The sequence below is a fragment of the Mycobacterium asiaticum genome (assembly GCF_001673635.1).
Lineage (GTDB): Bacteria > Actinomycetota > Actinomycetes > Mycobacteriales > Mycobacteriaceae > Mycobacterium > Mycobacterium asiaticum_C.
The window spans coordinates 31222-46547 of sequence record NZ_LZMH01000080.1 but is presented as its reverse complement, the minus strand read 5'-3'; the positions used below and the strand labels follow the sequence as shown (position 1 = coordinate 46547).

The 15326-nt window shown below is 66.8% G+C and carries 15 protein-coding genes; 7 read left to right on the top strand and 8 right to left on the bottom strand.

From position 1 onward, the window contains the following. Positions 1–33: 33 nt before the first annotated feature. The 3 genes from A5645_RS23800 (at position 34) to A5645_RS23795 (ending at position 2438) form a co-directional block, all read left to right on the top strand. On the top strand, positions 34–882 hold the full coding sequence (locus A5645_RS23800; RefSeq protein ID WP_065131264.1) for a class I SAM-dependent methyltransferase: 849 nt from the start codon (positions 34–36) through the stop codon (positions 880–882). A gap of 165 nt (positions 883–1047) precedes the next feature. Continuing rightward, positions 1048–1254, top strand: coding sequence for a hypothetical protein (locus tag A5645_RS27380; RefSeq protein ID WP_081288536.1), 207 nt, complete (start codon positions 1048–1050; stop codon positions 1252–1254). Between the two features lie 134 nt (positions 1255–1388). Continuing rightward, positions 1389–2438: a M48 family metallopeptidase gene (locus A5645_RS23795; RefSeq protein WP_065131263.1), complete on the top strand. Its 1050-nt coding sequence runs from the start codon at positions 1389–1391 to the stop codon at positions 2436–2438. A 25-nt stretch (positions 2439–2463) separates the two neighbouring features. Here the strand turns inward: A5645_RS23795 and A5645_RS23790 are convergent, their stop codons facing one another. From A5645_RS23790 to A5645_RS23775, 4 genes are all read right to left on the bottom strand, one after another. Then, positions 2464–3267, bottom strand: coding sequence for a glycoside hydrolase family 16 protein (locus tag A5645_RS23790; protein WP_065038351.1), 804 nt, complete (start codon positions 3265–3267; stop codon positions 2464–2466). Between the two features lie 64 nt (positions 3268–3331). Further along, the gene (locus tag A5645_RS29170) at positions 3332–4522 is read right to left on the bottom strand and encodes a PPE family protein (protein WP_081288535.1); all 1191 of its coding nucleotides are present in this window, start codon (positions 4520–4522) and stop codon (positions 3332–3334) included. A gap of 26 nt (positions 4523–4548) precedes the next feature. After that, positions 4549–5736: a PPE family protein gene (locus A5645_RS23780; protein ID WP_065038350.1), complete on the bottom strand. Its 1188-nt coding sequence runs from the start codon at positions 5734–5736 to the stop codon at positions 4549–4551. A gap of 34 nt (positions 5737–5770) precedes the next feature. Continuing rightward, positions 5771–6070, bottom strand: coding sequence for a PE family protein (locus tag A5645_RS23775; RefSeq protein WP_065038349.1), 300 nt, complete (start codon positions 6068–6070; stop codon positions 5771–5773). Positions 6071–6826: 756 nt separating this feature from the next. Here A5645_RS23775 and A5645_RS23770 point away from each other — a divergent pair. After that, on the top strand, positions 6827–7066 hold the full coding sequence (locus tag A5645_RS23770; protein WP_231123362.1) for a hypothetical protein: 240 nt from the start codon (positions 6827–6829) through the stop codon (positions 7064–7066). Here A5645_RS23770 and A5645_RS23765 read toward each other — a convergent pair whose 3' ends face one another. Continuing rightward, positions 7067–7759, bottom strand: a complete 693-nt coding sequence (locus tag A5645_RS23765) for a cutinase family protein (protein WP_065131262.1) — start codon at positions 7757–7759, stop codon at positions 7067–7069. Between the two features lie 198 nt (positions 7760–7957). Here A5645_RS23765 and A5645_RS23760 point away from each other — a divergent pair, with 198 nt between their 5' ends. Continuing rightward, the gene (locus tag A5645_RS23760) at positions 7958–8542 is read left to right on the top strand and encodes a rhodanese-like domain-containing protein (RefSeq protein ID WP_065131261.1); all 585 of its coding nucleotides are present in this window, start codon (positions 7958–7960) and stop codon (positions 8540–8542) included. Position 8543: 1 nt separating this feature from the next. Here A5645_RS23760 and A5645_RS23755 read toward each other — a convergent pair whose 3' ends face one another. Beyond that, positions 8544–9929 carry an MBL fold metallo-hydrolase gene (locus A5645_RS23755; protein WP_065131260.1) on the bottom strand — a complete coding sequence of 462 codons (1386 nt, stop codon included), beginning with the start codon at positions 9927–9929 and terminating at the stop codon, positions 8544–8546. 100 nt (positions 9930–10029) lie between these two features. Next, entirely contained in the window at positions 10030–11283 is a 1254-nt protein-coding gene (locus A5645_RS23750; protein ID WP_065131259.1) for a L,D-transpeptidase, read from the bottom strand. A 76-nt stretch (positions 11284–11359) separates the two neighbouring features. Here A5645_RS23750 and A5645_RS23745 point away from each other — a divergent pair, with 76 nt between their 5' ends. Next, positions 11360–12199, top strand: coding sequence for a hypothetical protein (locus A5645_RS23745; RefSeq protein ID WP_065131258.1), 840 nt, complete (start codon positions 11360–11362; stop codon positions 12197–12199). A 17-nt stretch (positions 12200–12216) separates the two neighbouring features. Beyond that, positions 12217–12999: a DUF1906 domain-containing protein gene (locus A5645_RS23740; protein WP_065038342.1), complete on the top strand. Its 783-nt coding sequence runs from the start codon at positions 12217–12219 to the stop codon at positions 12997–12999. 84 nt (positions 13000–13083) lie between these two features. Here A5645_RS23740 and katG read toward each other — a convergent pair whose 3' ends face one another. After that, positions 13084–15321, bottom strand: coding sequence for a catalase/peroxidase HPI (gene katG, locus A5645_RS23735; RefSeq protein WP_065131257.1), 2238 nt, complete (start codon positions 15319–15321; stop codon positions 13084–13086). Between the last annotated feature and the right edge of the window lie 5 nt (positions 15322–15326).

Sequence of the window (15326 nt, the reverse complement as noted above, 5' to 3'; positions counted from 1 at the left end):
TCGTTGTCACCGCCGGCTGCTATAACCCAACGTATGGCAGGCACCGACCACGTCATCACTCACGTTTCCGATACCGCGCGGTGGACCGCCTTGCACCGGGCCACCGAGTCGGCTCGGCCGGATGCGTTGTTCGACGATCCGCTCGCCGAGCGGCTCGCGGGCCCACAGGGCCGGGCCATCGTCGCCCACGTTCCCCGCTCTACCCGCAACGGCTGGTGGCTGGTCGCGCGCACCAAGATCATCGACGACACGATTCTTCGCGCCATCGGCGACGGCTGCGACCGGGTGCTGAACCTGGCCGCAGGCCTGGACACCCGCCCCTACCGGTTGCCCTTGCCGGCCGAATTCCCCTGGGTCGAAGCCGATCTGCCGCCGTTACTGGCCGAAAAGACGCAATTGCTCGCCGACCAGACGCCGCACTGCCGGCTCACCCGTGCCTCCGTCGACCTGGCCGATGCCCACGCCCGCGATGCGTTCCTGCACGAAGCGCTCGCGGGCGCCACCAAGGCGCTGGTGCTGACCGAGGGGCTGTTGATGTACCTCGAGGAACGGGACGTGGCTGCGCTTTCGGCGGCCATCAAGCGACCGGAGGTGGGTTGGTGGATGCTCGATTTCGCCGGGCCGGGCCTGAAAAAAATGATGAACAAACGGATGGCCGGGCTCCTGCAGAACGCGCCGTTCCGGTTCGCCCCCGACAACGGGCTGGCCTACTTCGAAGGACTCGGGTGGCACGTCGTCGAAGCCGAATCGCTGCTGGTCGCGGCACGCCGATTCGGTCGCCTACCAGTGCCGATGCGCGCCGCGGCGCTGCTTCCCCAACCGGATCCGCGCCAACCCGGACCCCGTAGGCCATGGAGCGCGGTCACCCTGCTAACTCCCTAGACCCGTCGCATATCGGACCCGGATCATCGTGCGATAACGAATTCACGGCAAATTCTCATCTTGGGACACGGTTAGGTCTCAGCTTTGCTGGGCATCCTGGCAAACAGAGCTTGAAAACCACAGGTTGGTGGTTTTCGGTGCTAGATCGGAGAGGAGTTGACAATCGTGGCGAATTCTTCTGAGGCGAACGTAATTTACCTGCAGTCCCATCCTCGCTGGGCCGCAGCTCAACGCCGCGAACGCCAACTTCAGGAAGCGATGCGCAGGCATCCCGCGCATATCGGCCGGCAACGCGCCGCCGCGGCGGGCGGCGCCGTGCACGCCCGCGACCGCGCATTTGGCCTGTACTCGACCGGCGACGCACCCGCCTAGCATTTTCGGTCGCGTAGCCGCTTCATCCACTGCCGCTTAACCGATACCCCGACGCACGTCTTACCCCGGTATTTGCTGCCTTTTTACGCCTGGCTACCCCCTTATCCTGAGAGCGACCAACGAGGGGAGCCGCCATGTCCTACCCGCCGGCCACGACGCGCGCGCTTTTCCCCGATATCAGCTCCCGGGCATGGGAGCACCCCGCGGACCGGACCGCGTTGTCCGCGCTGCGCCGGCTCAAGGGCTTCGACCAGATCCTGAAGCTGCTGTCCGGCATGCTGCGGGAACGCCAACACCGGCTGCTCTACCTGGCCAGTGCCGCGCGGGTGGGCCCGCGCCAGTTCGCCGACGTGGACACGCTGTTGCAGGAGTGCGCCGACGTGCTGGACGCGCCGGAGAAGCCGGAACTCTTCGTCATCCAGTCACCGGAGGCCAACGCCTACACCATCGGCATCGACCAGCCCTTCATCGTGCTCACGTCCGGGCTGTACGACCTGATGACGCACGACGAATTGCGGTTCGTGGTCGGCCACGAACTCGGGCATGCGCTGTCCGGCCACGCCGTCTACCGCACCATGATGATGCATCTGATGCGGCTGGCACGGTCGTTCGGATTCATGCCGGTTGGCGGCTGGGCGCTGCGCGCGATCGTCGCGGCCCTGCTGGAATGGCAGCGGAAGTCGGAGTTGTCCGGAGACCGCGCGGGGCTACTGTGCAGCCAGGACCTGGACACCGCGATCCGGGTGGAGATGAAACTCGCCGGCGGCAGCCGGCTGGACAAACTGGACTCACAGGCCTTCCTGGCCCAGGCCCGGGAGTACGAGCGGTCGGGCGACATGCGCGACGGCGTGCTCAAACTGCTGAATCTGGAACTGCAAACCCACCCGTTCTCGGTGCTGCGCGCCGCCGCCCTGACCCAGTGGGTGGACACCGGCGGGTACGCCAAAGTGCTGTCCGGCGACTACCCACGCCGCGCCGACGACGACAACGCTTCATTCGCCGACGACCTGGGGGAGGCCGCTCGTCACTACAAGGACGGCTTCGACCAGTCCGACGACCCGCTGATCAGGGGGATTCGCGACGGCCTCGGCGGCTTGGTCGACGGCGTCGGGCGCGCGGCCACCACCGCGGCGGATTCGTTAGGCCGCAAGATCAACGAGTGGCGGCAGAAGCCGGAGGAGTGACGTCGACGGATGACCGGCGGGCTAGTTACCAGACGCGCACATAGTCGACGAGCATCTGCGCGGGGTAGGTGCCCGGTCCGGGATCACCGCCGCCCGAGCCGGCCACGGCGAGATTCAGAATCGGGAACAGCCGGTAGCCGGGGCTGTTGAACGGCCAGTCGGCCAGGGAATTCGCCGGAACGGTGAAGTACGGCTGGGCACCGTCGGTGTAGTCCTGCCAGAACCGCATGCCGGCGTCATCCCACTGGACTCGCCACGTGTGCCAGGCACTGTCTAGGGCGAGGTTGTGGGTTTTCCACTCCGAGCCGTTGGCTTTGGCGTGCACGGTGGTCGCGGCGGGCCACTTGCCGTTGCCGTACCACTCGAGGATGTCGATTTCACCCTGGGCGTCACTGGACAACCACCACGCGGGCCAGCAACCGGCTGTCAGGCAGTCCAGTTTGATGCGGGCTTCCCAGGTGTGGCCGATATCGCCTTCCCAAGGGCTGAAGATCTTGCCGCCGTAGTAGGTGTTGCCGTCTTTCGCCGCGCGGATGACGAGGTTGGAATTGCCGTCTATGAAGACGTTCTGCCGGTCGTCGCGGTACTGGCCGACGTGCTCGGGCAACTCCCAGTAGGTGGGGTCCTTGATCGTCTCGCGGGCCTTGGACACGGTCCACTTGGACGGGTCGGGCGCAGAGCCGGCCGGCCCGTCGAACTCGTCGTGGAAGATGTACGGTCCCGATGCGCCGCTGGGCGCCGCGGAGACCTTTGCAGCGGGGGCCAGGGCGGCGGCACCTGTCATCAGGCCCGCCAGCTTGAGCATGCGGCGTCGATCCATTTCGGGCATTAGCAAGCGACCATAGCAGTCACGCCAGACGCGTTGAAAATTCGCTGATCCGCCGCACTGGGCGTTAGCCGGCCGCCGGTGGCCGTGTCATGAAGGTCAGTCGGTGTCCATATGCCGGCGTCTTGCGTCCGTTGCCGGCGTTGATGAACTGCCCGAACGGTGGGGCTACCGGGGTGTTGCCGACGACGGCTCCCTCCGCCGCGGCCGGGATGGCGGTGCCGTTGCTGATCGCCGTCGCCCCGGTACCCGTTGCCGCGTTCACCGAGGTGGTCCAGCTCGCCGGCACCGACAATCCGCTGAGCGGTACCGCCCTGCCGAGTCCCGCGGTGACGCTGCCGACCTTGGTGCCCAGGGTGCCCGCCGCCGATCCTGCGGCCTGAGCGGCACCTTCGGCCACCTGAGCCGCCTTGGCCGCGCTGTTCATGAACGTGGTGATGGCGATCGAACCGCTGCTGGCCTGGCCGAAGGCCTGCCCGGACTGGAACACCGCCGTGATCGCCGAGACGTACGGCGAGAGGTATTTGCTGTACAGCGGCACGATGTCGTCCAGCGGTGTGTTGGCCATCAGCCATTGGTCGATCGCCGAGCCGTTGATGGGCGAGGAGAGTGTCTGTAGGACGTCGGCCACTCGCGGGTTCACCTGACCGGCGATGTTCATGATGTTGCTGAGACCGCTGTTGTACTGCGACTTCAACACAGCGATTGCCTGATCGATCAGCGCGTAGGGATCTGCGACGTCCGTCGGCTCGGGCAACTCCACCAGCTCGGTTGCGGCCGCCGAGTTGCCCGCATAGGTGTACATGGCCGTGGCGTCCTGGGCCCAGAATTCGGCGTACAGGGCTTCGGTGGCCGCGATCGCCGGGGTGTTCTGCCCGAGGAAGTTGGTCGCGACCAACACCGCCAACAGCGCGCGATTGGCCTCGATCACCGGCGGCGGGATCGTTGCCGCGAACGCCGCCTCGTAGGCGGCCGCGGCGGCGAACGCCTGACTTGCCGTCTGCTCGGCCTCCAGCGAGCTGTCGTCCAGCCAGGTGATGAACGGCGTCACCGCGGCCAGCAGAGACGCCGACGACGGCCCCAGCCACGGGCCGCTGGTCAGTTCGGTGATCACCGACCGGTGGCCTGCCGCGGCGGACTGCAGGTCGGCGGCGAGTGCACTCCAGGCGGCCGCGGCAGCCAGCAACGGACCCGATCCGGGACCGGCGTACATGCGCCCGGAATTGATCTCAGGCGGCAACAAGCCGTAGTCAACCATCAGCTTTTGTCCCCCTGCTCCGGCCGTTAGCCGGCGGCCGGTGGCTTCGCCATGACCGAAGGCTTGAAGCCGTAGGTCGGTTGGTTGCGGCCGTAACCGCCGTTGACGAACTGGCCGAACGGCGGGGCCATCGGGAAGCTGTTGCCTTCGGCGCCGGTCGAAATCGCGGACACCAAGCCCGGGTTGGTGGTGGCCTGCCACGGAACCCAATTCGCCGGCACCGAAAGGCCACCGATCGGAGTTGCCTTACCCAGGCCCGCGGCCACGGCGCCAACCTTGGATGCCACCCCGGCAGCTGCCGACCCGGCGGCTTGCGCGGCGGCGCCGGCGGCCGACGCCGCACCTTCGGCTGCCTTGCCCGCCGCCGCGGCGGCGGGTTTCGCGAAGTTGGCCATGGCGGTCAGACCGTTGCTGACCTGACCGAAGGACTGCGTCGACTGGATCATCGCCGCCAGCGAGTTCACGTACGGGGACAGGTACTTGCCGTACAGCGAGACGATGTCGTCCAGGGGAGTGTTGGCAACCAGGAACTGGTCGATGGCCGCGCCGTTGATCGGCGCAGACAGCGTCTTCAGCATGTCACCGACCCGTGGCGTGATTTGCGACGTCACGTTGTTGACGTTGGTGTAGACGCTGTTGACCTGCGCCTTGAAGACCGCGATGGCCTGGTCGGCGACCCCCAGTGGGTCGGCGACTTCGGCCGGTGCGGGCAGCTCCGACAGCTGGGCGGCCGACGCCGACCGGCCGGCGTAGGTGTACATCGCCCCCGAGTCCTGCGCCCAGAATTCGGCATACTGCGCCTCGAGTTGCGCGATCGCCGCACTGTTCTGGCCCAGCAGATTCGTGGTGATCAGTTCCTGCAACTGGGCACGGTTGGCCGCGATCAGGGGCGGCGGCACGCTGGCCGCGAAGGCCGCCTCATAGGCGGCCACGGCTGCGCTCGCCTGGCTGGCCGCCTCACCGGCCTGCTCGGCGCTGGTCTCCAGCCAGGTGATGAACGGACTCACGCTCGCCAGCAATTTCCCCGCGGCCGGCCCGAGCCACGGTCCACTGGTCAACGCGGTGACCACCGATCGATGCCCGGCCGCTGCGGCTTGCAGATCAGCCGCCAGCCCACTCCAGGCGGTGGCGGCCGCGAGCAGCGAACCTGCGCCCGGACCGGCGTAGATGCGCCCTGAGTTGATCTCGGGCGGCAACAGGCCGTAATCAACCATCGCTATTTATCCCCTAAGTCCCGGTGTTTGTGCGCTAGTGAGCGGCAGCGGCGTTGGCGGCTTCGGTCTCCGCATACGAACCCGCGCTGGTGGCCAGCGTGGCCGTCAGAGCCGCTTGGATCTGGGCCGCACGCGCGTGCAGTTCTTGGAACCGCGCGGCGTGGGTGGCGAACTGCGCCGCCGTCAGGATCGACACCTCGTCCGCGGCCGCCGGAACGACGCCCGTCGTGGGCGCGGCCGCTGCCGCGTTACCCACGTTCAGGGCTGCCCCCAGGGACCGCAGGTTGCTGGCGGCCGCGGCCAGGTGCTCTGGATAAGTGCGGACGAAAGACATAAAGTTCCTCCATACGAGCTGTGGGGACAGACGCTCGGCTCAATACACGTCAATGTGCTGCCGTTGTCTAGGACGGTATTGACAGAGCGTCCGCCCGTTCAACGAGCCCGATTCTCCGGAATGGACCCTGATCTTGATGTTTCCTCAACATTCATGTTGATTTTTAGTCACATCTAGTTCATAGAAATCCCGCAGCCTCCCAGCAGTTCTTCGGCGGATAATCTGCGGCTCCCGATCGAGCGGCGCCGAGCGGCCACGCCGCCGGAGAGCCGGTCGATCTCCCGAGGCATACCGGGCCTGCATCCAGGCCAACGCTTCTGTCTAAACCCTTGTAGTGACCGTTTTTTCGCAGGGCGACAGGCTGACCCATAAACCTGCCGACTGGCGTTGCCGCAGTGAGGCTGGCATCCAGGCCGGCCACCACGCAATGCCCGCACGGCCAGATTCGCTCACCCGCAACCGACCAGAGGCGGCACCGGTGAACGCACCGGTATCCGCTGCGGCCGCCACGCCGACCGACCCTATAGCACAGCAAGGTGAATCATTGAATATAAATTCGCACGGCGACGATATGACATTCCGTTGCAATAGTTCGGCGCGGCGTGAACTTATTTACCCGCTGGGGGTTCCCTAAAATCCGTCCGCGATGCCGTATTCATCACGATGATTTTATTTCGGGCACCGGGGCGCCCCATGTTGGCCGAGGTGTGGCTGGCGTGTGACCCGGTTGCGACGCCGGCCGAGGACGCTGATCTCATGACCGTGCTCTTCGTTGGCTGTGCGCTGGGGATGGCCCTGTGCATCGGTTACCAGTGGGGCCGTCGCACCGCCGGCAGACCGATGACCTGGAAACAACGAACGAGCCGGGTCGCCCTCGGCCGCCTTGCCGTGCAGCTGGCCGGACTGGTGGTGGCTCGCCGCGTTCAGCGCATGGTTGTCGTGCGCGGCGCGGCGCCGGTGATCGGCTGGACTGCGCTGCGGTCCAGAAACCGGTAATTACAGCTTGCCGGCGACGAAGTCGGCGGCCTGGTTGGCCATCCCCGCGTCGACGTACGCGCTGGCCAGGTGTTGCGGCCAGTTCTCTTTCCAGGTGTTCGGGTCGGCCGGGTTACACACGGGATCGGCCCCGTGACAGAGCTCGATGGTCCGGTCGTTGTAGATCGGACTGAAGTTGGTGATCGGCCCGACCCACTGAATACCGTTGCCGAACAGGGCAACCGCGGCGATGTGTTGATCGGTGCCTTCCGGCAGCGGGCTGTCGAATCCGAAGGCGGACAGCGGGACCGCCAGCACCACGTCGGTCACCGCCGCACCGAGTGAGTAGCCACCCAACACCAGACGGGTGTTCGGGCAGCTGTTCGCCATGTATTGGACGTGCCGGCTCATGTCGTTGGCGCCCACATCGACTTCGGTGTCGGCGGGGTACTTCACGGCGTAGGTGCCCATACTGCGTCCGCCAATCTTGGAACGCAGCGAGCTGATGAAGGCGTTGCCGAGCGTGCCCGGTCCCGCAGACTCGAATCGGCCGCGAGCAAACACGACCTCGACATCGGGGCAACTGGCCGACGCCGTTGCCGGGGCACCGGGCGTACCAGGCGGCAACACCACGCCAGAGAGGAAAACCGCAACCGCCGGCACGGCGGCGGCGAAACCGCGAACGAGCAATTTCCGGGCACCGAGAGCAAGCACAGCAAGATGTTAGCGACTCCGGCGCGGCCATAGCGCGGCTTAACAACAATGTTTCACCCGAGCAGGAGCGCCGGACGACGGGCTAAAAGTCGCGGCGATTTCAATTGGGGCCTGCGAGCGCCTCGCCGGGTATCCGAATAAGGACAGTTCACCGGATCGCGGTGCCCACCGGCGACCCAGTTGACGAGGGAGAACGGCATGAATGCATCGGCTACGGCCACCATCAGCCCGGCGGAACTCGACAAGCTGCTCGACTCGTCCAGGCCCCCACGGGTGCTGGACGTGCGAACGCCCGCCGAGTACGAGTCGGCCCACATCGCCGGGTCCTACAACGTGCCCCTGGATGTGCTGCGGGCACGTCGATCCGAAATCTCCGAGCAACTCACACAGGACGAAGTGGTGCTGGTCTGCAAGTCGGGTCAGCGGGCGGCCAAAGCCGGGGAGTTGCTGCGCGGCGCCGGTGTGCCCTCCGGCCGGGTGCTGGAGAACGGGATCACGGGTTGGCAGGGCGAGGGTCGAGCCCTCGACCGTGGGCGGCAACGTTGGGAACTCGAGCGGCAGGTGCGACTGGTCGCGGGCTCCATCGTGCTGTCGTCCGTGATCGGCAGCGTCGTGCTGCCGAAGCTGAAGTGGCTCGCGGCCGCGATCGGCGGCGGATTGACGTTCGCGGCCGTCACCGACACGTGCGCGATGGCCGGCGCCCTGTCCAAGCTGCCCTACAACCGGGCCGCAGCTGCCGACGCCGACACCGTCGTGGCCAAACTCGGCGGCCGAGGTCGGTGACCTAGACCGTCGACGGGGCCCCCGCAGACCCCCGGCCAGCCTCGGTCAATCCGAGTTCCTCGGCGGCGCCGAACTTGTCGTCGACCAGAACCGCGGTGCGGCCGTACTTGTCCAGGATCGAGGCCGCCACCGAGGCGCGGTATCCGCTCGCGCAGTGCACCCATATCTCGGCGTCGGGTAGTTCGTCGTGGCGCCGCGTCAGTTCGTGCACCGGGATGTTGATCGCCTTGAGCACGTGACTGTCGAGGAATTCGTCCTCGCGGCGGACATCGAGCACGGCGACGTCGTCGCGACCGATCTCGGAGACCAGCGCACCGAAGTCGGCTACCCGATAGGACCGCAATTCCGATCCATCGGCCAGCTTCTGGATGTCTCCGGTCGCCGCGCCGCGCACATCATCCACCCCGATGCGCACCAGTTCCCTTCGCGCCGTGGCGATCTGATGCGCGTCGTCGCCGATCAACGTCAACGGCTCACCCCAGGCGTACAGCCAACCCAGATAGGTGATGAAGGGGTCCGAGAGCTCGAACCCATAGGAGCCACCGAGGTGCCCCGCGGCGAAAGCGGTTCGGGATCGCAAGTCGACCACCCATTCGCCGGCTTCGATGCGTCGGCGCAATTCGGCGGGATCGACCGGCGCGGGATCCGACAGGTCGACCGCCTCGGGGCCGTTGCGGTTGATGACGCCCATGTGCTCGTAGTAGGCGGGATAGTCCGACAGCCCGGCAAGTAACTCCTCGACGAAGGTTTCTTCATCCTTGGTCAGCGCCGGGTTGGTCCGGCGTTGCTCGCCCACGGTCGACGAGTCGCGGCCGGCGGTGTCGGCCGAGCAGAAACTGCCGAAGCCGTGGGTGGGGTAGACCGCGGCGTCGGCGGGAAGTTCGTCGGCCAGCCGGCGCACCGACCGGTACTGGTCGACGGTGAGTTCGTGGGCGTGTTCGGCGCCCAGCAGGTCGGTGCGCCCGGTGGTGTCGAAAAGCATTGACCCGCCAGTGAATACGCCCACCACCTGACCCGAGGCCGCGGTGAGCACATAGCTGACGTGCTCGCGGGTGTGGCCGGGCGTGTGAACCGCCCGCAGGCTGAAATCGCCGGCCTTGATGATGTCGCCGTCGCGCACCCGGCGGGCGGGGTAGCCGAGCTGTTCGTCGCCCGCCGGCACCACATACTCGGCGCCGGTGGCTCGGGAAAGCTCGAGCCCGCCCGTCACATAGTCGTTGTGCAGGTGTGTCTCCAGCACGTGGGTGATGCGCCCGGCGCGGTCGCCGAGCAGCCGGGTGATCCGGTCGATGTCACGCTGAGGATCGATCACCACCACCGCGTCATCGCCGACCACCACGTAGCTTCGATCACCCAGACTCGAGGTTTCGATGACTTCGACTTGCATACGACCGGACATACCCCCCAGGGCGGGGTCCTGCGAGCGCATCCCGGATAACCGTCCGCGACCTGCATAAACTTGACTTCTCGGCGATTCGAACTGCGCGCTATTGGGTTTGCAGCGCGCTGCCCTTGCGCCACTGTTCCCAGCTCAGAGTCCAGTCGCCGTTTTGCTCGGTCTTCAGCGGCGGGCCACCGCTGTTGCGGACCTCCACAACATCGCCGGGCACCGAGAAGTCATAGAACCACTTGGCGTTCTCACCGTTGAGGTTCAGGCAGCCATGCGAGGTGTCGGTGTGCCCCTGCGCCCACACCGTTGAGTCAAGCTGGTGCAGATAGATGCCGTCGATGCTGATCCGGGTGGCGTAGTTGATGGTTTCGCGATAGCCGAGCCGGGAGTTCTTGGGCAGGCCGAAGGTCGAGGAGTCCATCACCACCGGGTTCGCCTTGTCCAGCACGGTGTAGACGCCGGGCGGGGTCCAGAAGGACAGGGTCCGGCCACCGATCGTCTCGGTCCCGCCCATCCCCATGGACGTCGGCATGGTGCGGACCAGTTTCCCGTTGTCGAAGACGCTGATCAGCTTGGTGGCGTCGTCGGCGATGGAGACGTGGGCGTCGCCGATCCGGAACGACACGCGGCTGTCCTCCTGGCCGAACAGGCCGTTGCCCACCGGGATTCCGTAGATCTTGGCCTCGGTCGTGACGGTGGTCCCCGGTGAGTAGTACCGTTCCGGACGCCAATGGGCGTGTTGGTCGTCGACCCAGAACCAAGAACCCTGCACCGCGGGGTTGGTGGTTACCGTCAACCGCCGTTCGGCGGCGGCGCGGTCGGAGATGGGCTCGTCGAAATGCGCGACGATGACCGTTCCCACCCCGTAGGTGCCGCCCTCCCGCAGGGCCGCCTCCGAGGTGGTGGTGAACGTGACCTTGGTCTGATTCGACGGCCGCACCGTCGAGAACGACGAAACCTGGGTGTTCTCTTCGCCATTGGGCCCGCGGCTGGTGACGGTGAGGGTGTAGGTCCGTGCGTAGCCCAGCGCGGTGACGGGCTTCCAGACGGTGTTGTCCGGGGTCATCACACCGTCGACCGGTTTGCCCGCATCGTTGACCATCCGAACGTCGGTGAGGCTTCCCGTCTCGGCCTTCACCTCGACCTGGGTGACCGGCTGAACATCATGCGCGTCGGCACCGGGCGTCACGGTAACCCGGGCGGGTCCCGTTGCGGTGGTCAGGCCGCCGGCGCAGCGGCTGTCCGGGCACCGCCAGTGCGATGCCAGCTGAACTGCGCCGACTACGCCGAGCACAACAAGCAGGCACAGCAGCAACCAGCGGCGTCGGCCGTGAACTGGGTTGGTTTTCATCACGGCGTTAGGTAGCCCTTGGCCTGCTCTTCGAAACAGTTGCATTACTCACCCGGGCGGGGGAGATCATGGCGGTATGGCCGACGACGAGCTCGACACCCTGTACTGGGCGCCGCCCGACGAGTTCACGGCCGAGCGCAAGAAATTGGCGAAAGCGGCCAAGGACCGCGGGGACGCGGCAACGGCCAAAGAGATCTCGGCCGCCCGCCGACCCACCACCGCGGCGTGGATGGTCAACCGGCTGGTGATAGGGCAGCGGGATGCCAAGTCGCGCCTGGCTGAGCTCGGCGACAGCCTGCGGGCCGCCCATGCCGCCATGGACGGCGTGCAGATCCGGGAACTGTCGGCCCGTCAGCACACCCTGATCAACGAACTCACCCGGGCAGCCTTCGACGCCGCCGACCTGAAGAAACCCTCGGCGGCGGTGCGTGACGACGTGGCCGGCACATTGCAAGCCGCCATCGCCGACCCGGACGTCGCGGCGCGGCTGGGCCGGCTCGCCAAGGCCGAACAATGGTCCGGATTCGGTGATTTCGGCGACGTGACAGCCGTGTCGAAACCGGCGCGCGGCGACCGGCCGGCGACACCGCCGAAAGCGAAACCGAAGCCGAAACCGAAAGCGGCTGGGGCACCCGAACGCGACAAGGATGCCGAGGCCGCCCGCCGGCAGCGGGAAAAGCTGACCGCTGCGCTGGCCGCCGCCGAGCGCGCCGAAGCCAAGGCCGACCGGGCGCTGTCCGAACGGCGTGCCGCGGTCGAGGCGGCCGAGCAGCGCCGCGACGAAGCGCTCAAGACGCTGCGGGCGGCCGAGCGCGAACTGAGCGCGGCCGAGGACCGATACCGGTCCGCGCGGGACGCCAGCGAAGCTGCCGCGGACGCGGCAGCGGAGGCCAGGGCTCGGTTGCAGCGAGGCTGACGCGTTACCATCGCGCGATGCACGACTCGGCAACCCAGCACACCCCCGGCTCCGTTTCCCGACGCGACGTTTTCCGCTACGCACTGGCCCCGGTATTGCTGGGCGCGGCGCCGCTGGCTGCGGCGTTGAGCCCACCACCGGCTTCGGCGGCGGCCACCCGGCTCATCGACTTTGCCGAGCGCAGGATCGCCCCCGAGGAGATCAAGGCCGCCGGCTACGACGGGGTGGTGAATTACGTGTCCGAGGCGCGGCCCGGCTCCAACTTCGAGGCCAAGCCCATCACCCGGCAGTACGCCGACTCGCTTCGGGCGGCCGGCCTGCAGATCGTCAGCAACTTCCAGTACGGCAAACCCGGCTGGCCCGACCCGTCCGACTACACCCGCGGCTACGACGGCGGCGTGGCGGACGCGAAAACGGCGCTGAACCTGCACAACGCCGCGGGTGGCACACCGTCGGCGCCGATCTTCTTCAGCGTCGACGACAACATCGACCGAAACACCTGGAATGACATTGCGGTGCAATGGTTCCGCGGCATCAACTCCGTGCTGGGCGTCGGCCGCACCGGCATCTACGGGCATGCCCAGGCGTGCGGCTGGGCGATCGGCGACAACGTCGTCGGAAACTCGACCACGCCAGGGCACCGCTGGGCATGGCAGACAAGAGCATGGTCGAACGGGCAGCGCGAGCCGGCCGCGGTGCTGTATCAGGGCGTGCTGGACGGCCCCGTGCTGGGCGGGATACACGTCGACGTCGACGACGTGCTGGCCGCCGACTTCGGCCAGTGGGACCTCAACCGCTGACTTTGGGCGAATAGCGAACACCCCGCGAGCGCATTGCCCGCGGGGTGTCGCCTCACCTCAATGTGTTATCTCGGGTCGAAGTGTTTATCTCAGGTCAAACCGGTCGTTGTTCATCACCTTGACCCAGGCCGCAACGAAGTCCTCGACGAACTTGCCCTGGTTGTCGTCCTGCGCGTACACCTCGACCAGTCCGCGCAGCACCGAGTTCGAACCGAACACCAGGTCGTTTGCGGTCGCGGTCCACTTGGGCGCACCCGTGGACCGATCCACGCCCTCGTAGACGTTCTCCGCTGTCTCCGACGCCTTCCATTCCGTGCCCATGTCGAGCAGGTTGACGAAGAAGTCGGTGGTCAGCGCGCCCGGCCGGTCGGTGAACACGCCGTGCTTGGAGCCGCCGTGATTGGCGCCCAGCACCCGCAGACCGCCGATCAGCACCGTCAGCTCCGGCGCCGTCACACCCAGGAAGTACGCCCGCTCCAGCAGCAGCTGCTCGAGCGGGGCCTTCTCACCCGGCCGCACGTAGCTACGGAACCCGTCCGCTCGCGGCTCGAGCACCGCGAACGACTCCACGTCGGTGCTTTCCTGCGTGGCGTCGGTGCGGCCGGGAGCGAAGTGCACCGAGATCTCGTAGCCCGCGTCCTTGGCGGCCTTCTCGACCGCCGCGGACCCGGCCAGCACGATCACGTCGGCCAGCGAGATCTTTTTACCGCCGGATGTCGACGAGTTGAAGTCCTGCTGGATCCGCTCCAGGACGGGCAGCACCTTGTCCAACTCGGACGGCTCGTTGACCTCCCAATTGCGTTGCGGCTCCAAGCGGATGCGTGCCCCGTTGGCGCCGCCGCGCTTATCGGTGTTGCGGTAACTTGCCGCCGACGCCCATGCCGTCTTGACCAGCTGAGGAATCGAGAGACCGGACTCGAGCACCTTGGCCTTCAGGGCCGCGATGTCCTGCTCGTCGACCAGTTCGTGGTCCACGGCCGGCACCGGATCCTGCCACAGCTGCGGCTCGGGAATCCACGGCCCGAGGTAGCGGGAGATCGGCCCCATGTCACGGTGCAGCAGCTTGTACCACGCCTTGGCGAAGGCCTCGGACAACTCGTCGGGGTTCTTCAGCCAACGGCTGGTGATCTCCCGGTAGATCGGGTCTTCACGCATTGAGATGTCGGTGACCAACATCGTCGGGTTGCGACCCGGCCCGCCGAACGGGTCGGGAATGGTGCCCGCGCCGGCGCCGTCCTTCGCGGTGAATTGCCACGCCCCGGCGGGGCTCTTGGTCAGCTCCCACTCGTAGCCGTACAGCGTCTCCAGGAAGCTGTTGTCCCACTTGGTCGGTGTCGGCGTCCACACCACTTCCAGACCGCTGGTGATGGCGTCCTTGCCCACCCCGCTGCCGTAGGCGCTCTTCCAGCCCAGGCCCTGCTGCTCGATCGGGGCGGCCTCGGGTTCGGGTCCCACCAGTTCGGCGTCGCCGGCACCGTGCGTCTTGCCGAAACTGTGGCCACCGACGATCAGCGCCGCGGTCTCCTCGTCGTTCATGGCCATCCGGCCGAACGTTTCGCGGATGTCGTGCGCGGCGGCGATCGGGTCCGGTTTGCCTTCCGGGCCTTCGGGATTCACATAGATGAGGCCCATCGTGGTCGCACCGTACGGTTGCGCCAGCTCGCGCTTGCCCGAGTAGCGCTTGTCGGTGCCCAGCCATTCGTCCTCTTCACCGAAGAGGATGTCCTCCGGCTCCCAGACATCCTGCCTGCCGAAGGCGAACCCGAATGTCTTGAAGCCCATCGACTCCAGGGCCACGTTGCCGGCGAAGACCAACAGGTCCGCCCAGGAGATCTTGTTGCCGTACTTCTTCTTGACCGGCCACAGCAGCCGGCGCGCCTTGTCCAGGCTGGCGTTGTCCGGCCAGCTGTTGAGAGGCGCGAACCGCTGCAGGCCCTGGCCGCCGCCGCCGCGTCCGTCGTAGATGCGGTAGGTGCCGGCCGCGTGCCAGCTCATGCGGATGAACAGACCGCCGTAGTGGCCGTAGTCCGCCGGCCACCAGTCTTGCGAGGTGGTCATCAACGTGACCAGGTCCGCCTTGAGCGCCTCGGGGTCGAGCTTGGCGAACTCCGCGGCGTAGTCGAAGTCGTCGCCCAACGGGTTGCCCTGCGGCGAGTGCGGGTGCAGCTTCGACACATCGACCTGGTTGGGCCACCAGTCCTGGATGGTGCGCGGCGTGTCCGACGCCGGCTTGGGCGACGGGATTCCCGGGTTTTCGCTCTCGCTGGTGCTGGCCGAGTTGTCGGGGTGGGGTGGGCGGCTATCGGATGTATCGGATGACACTGCAT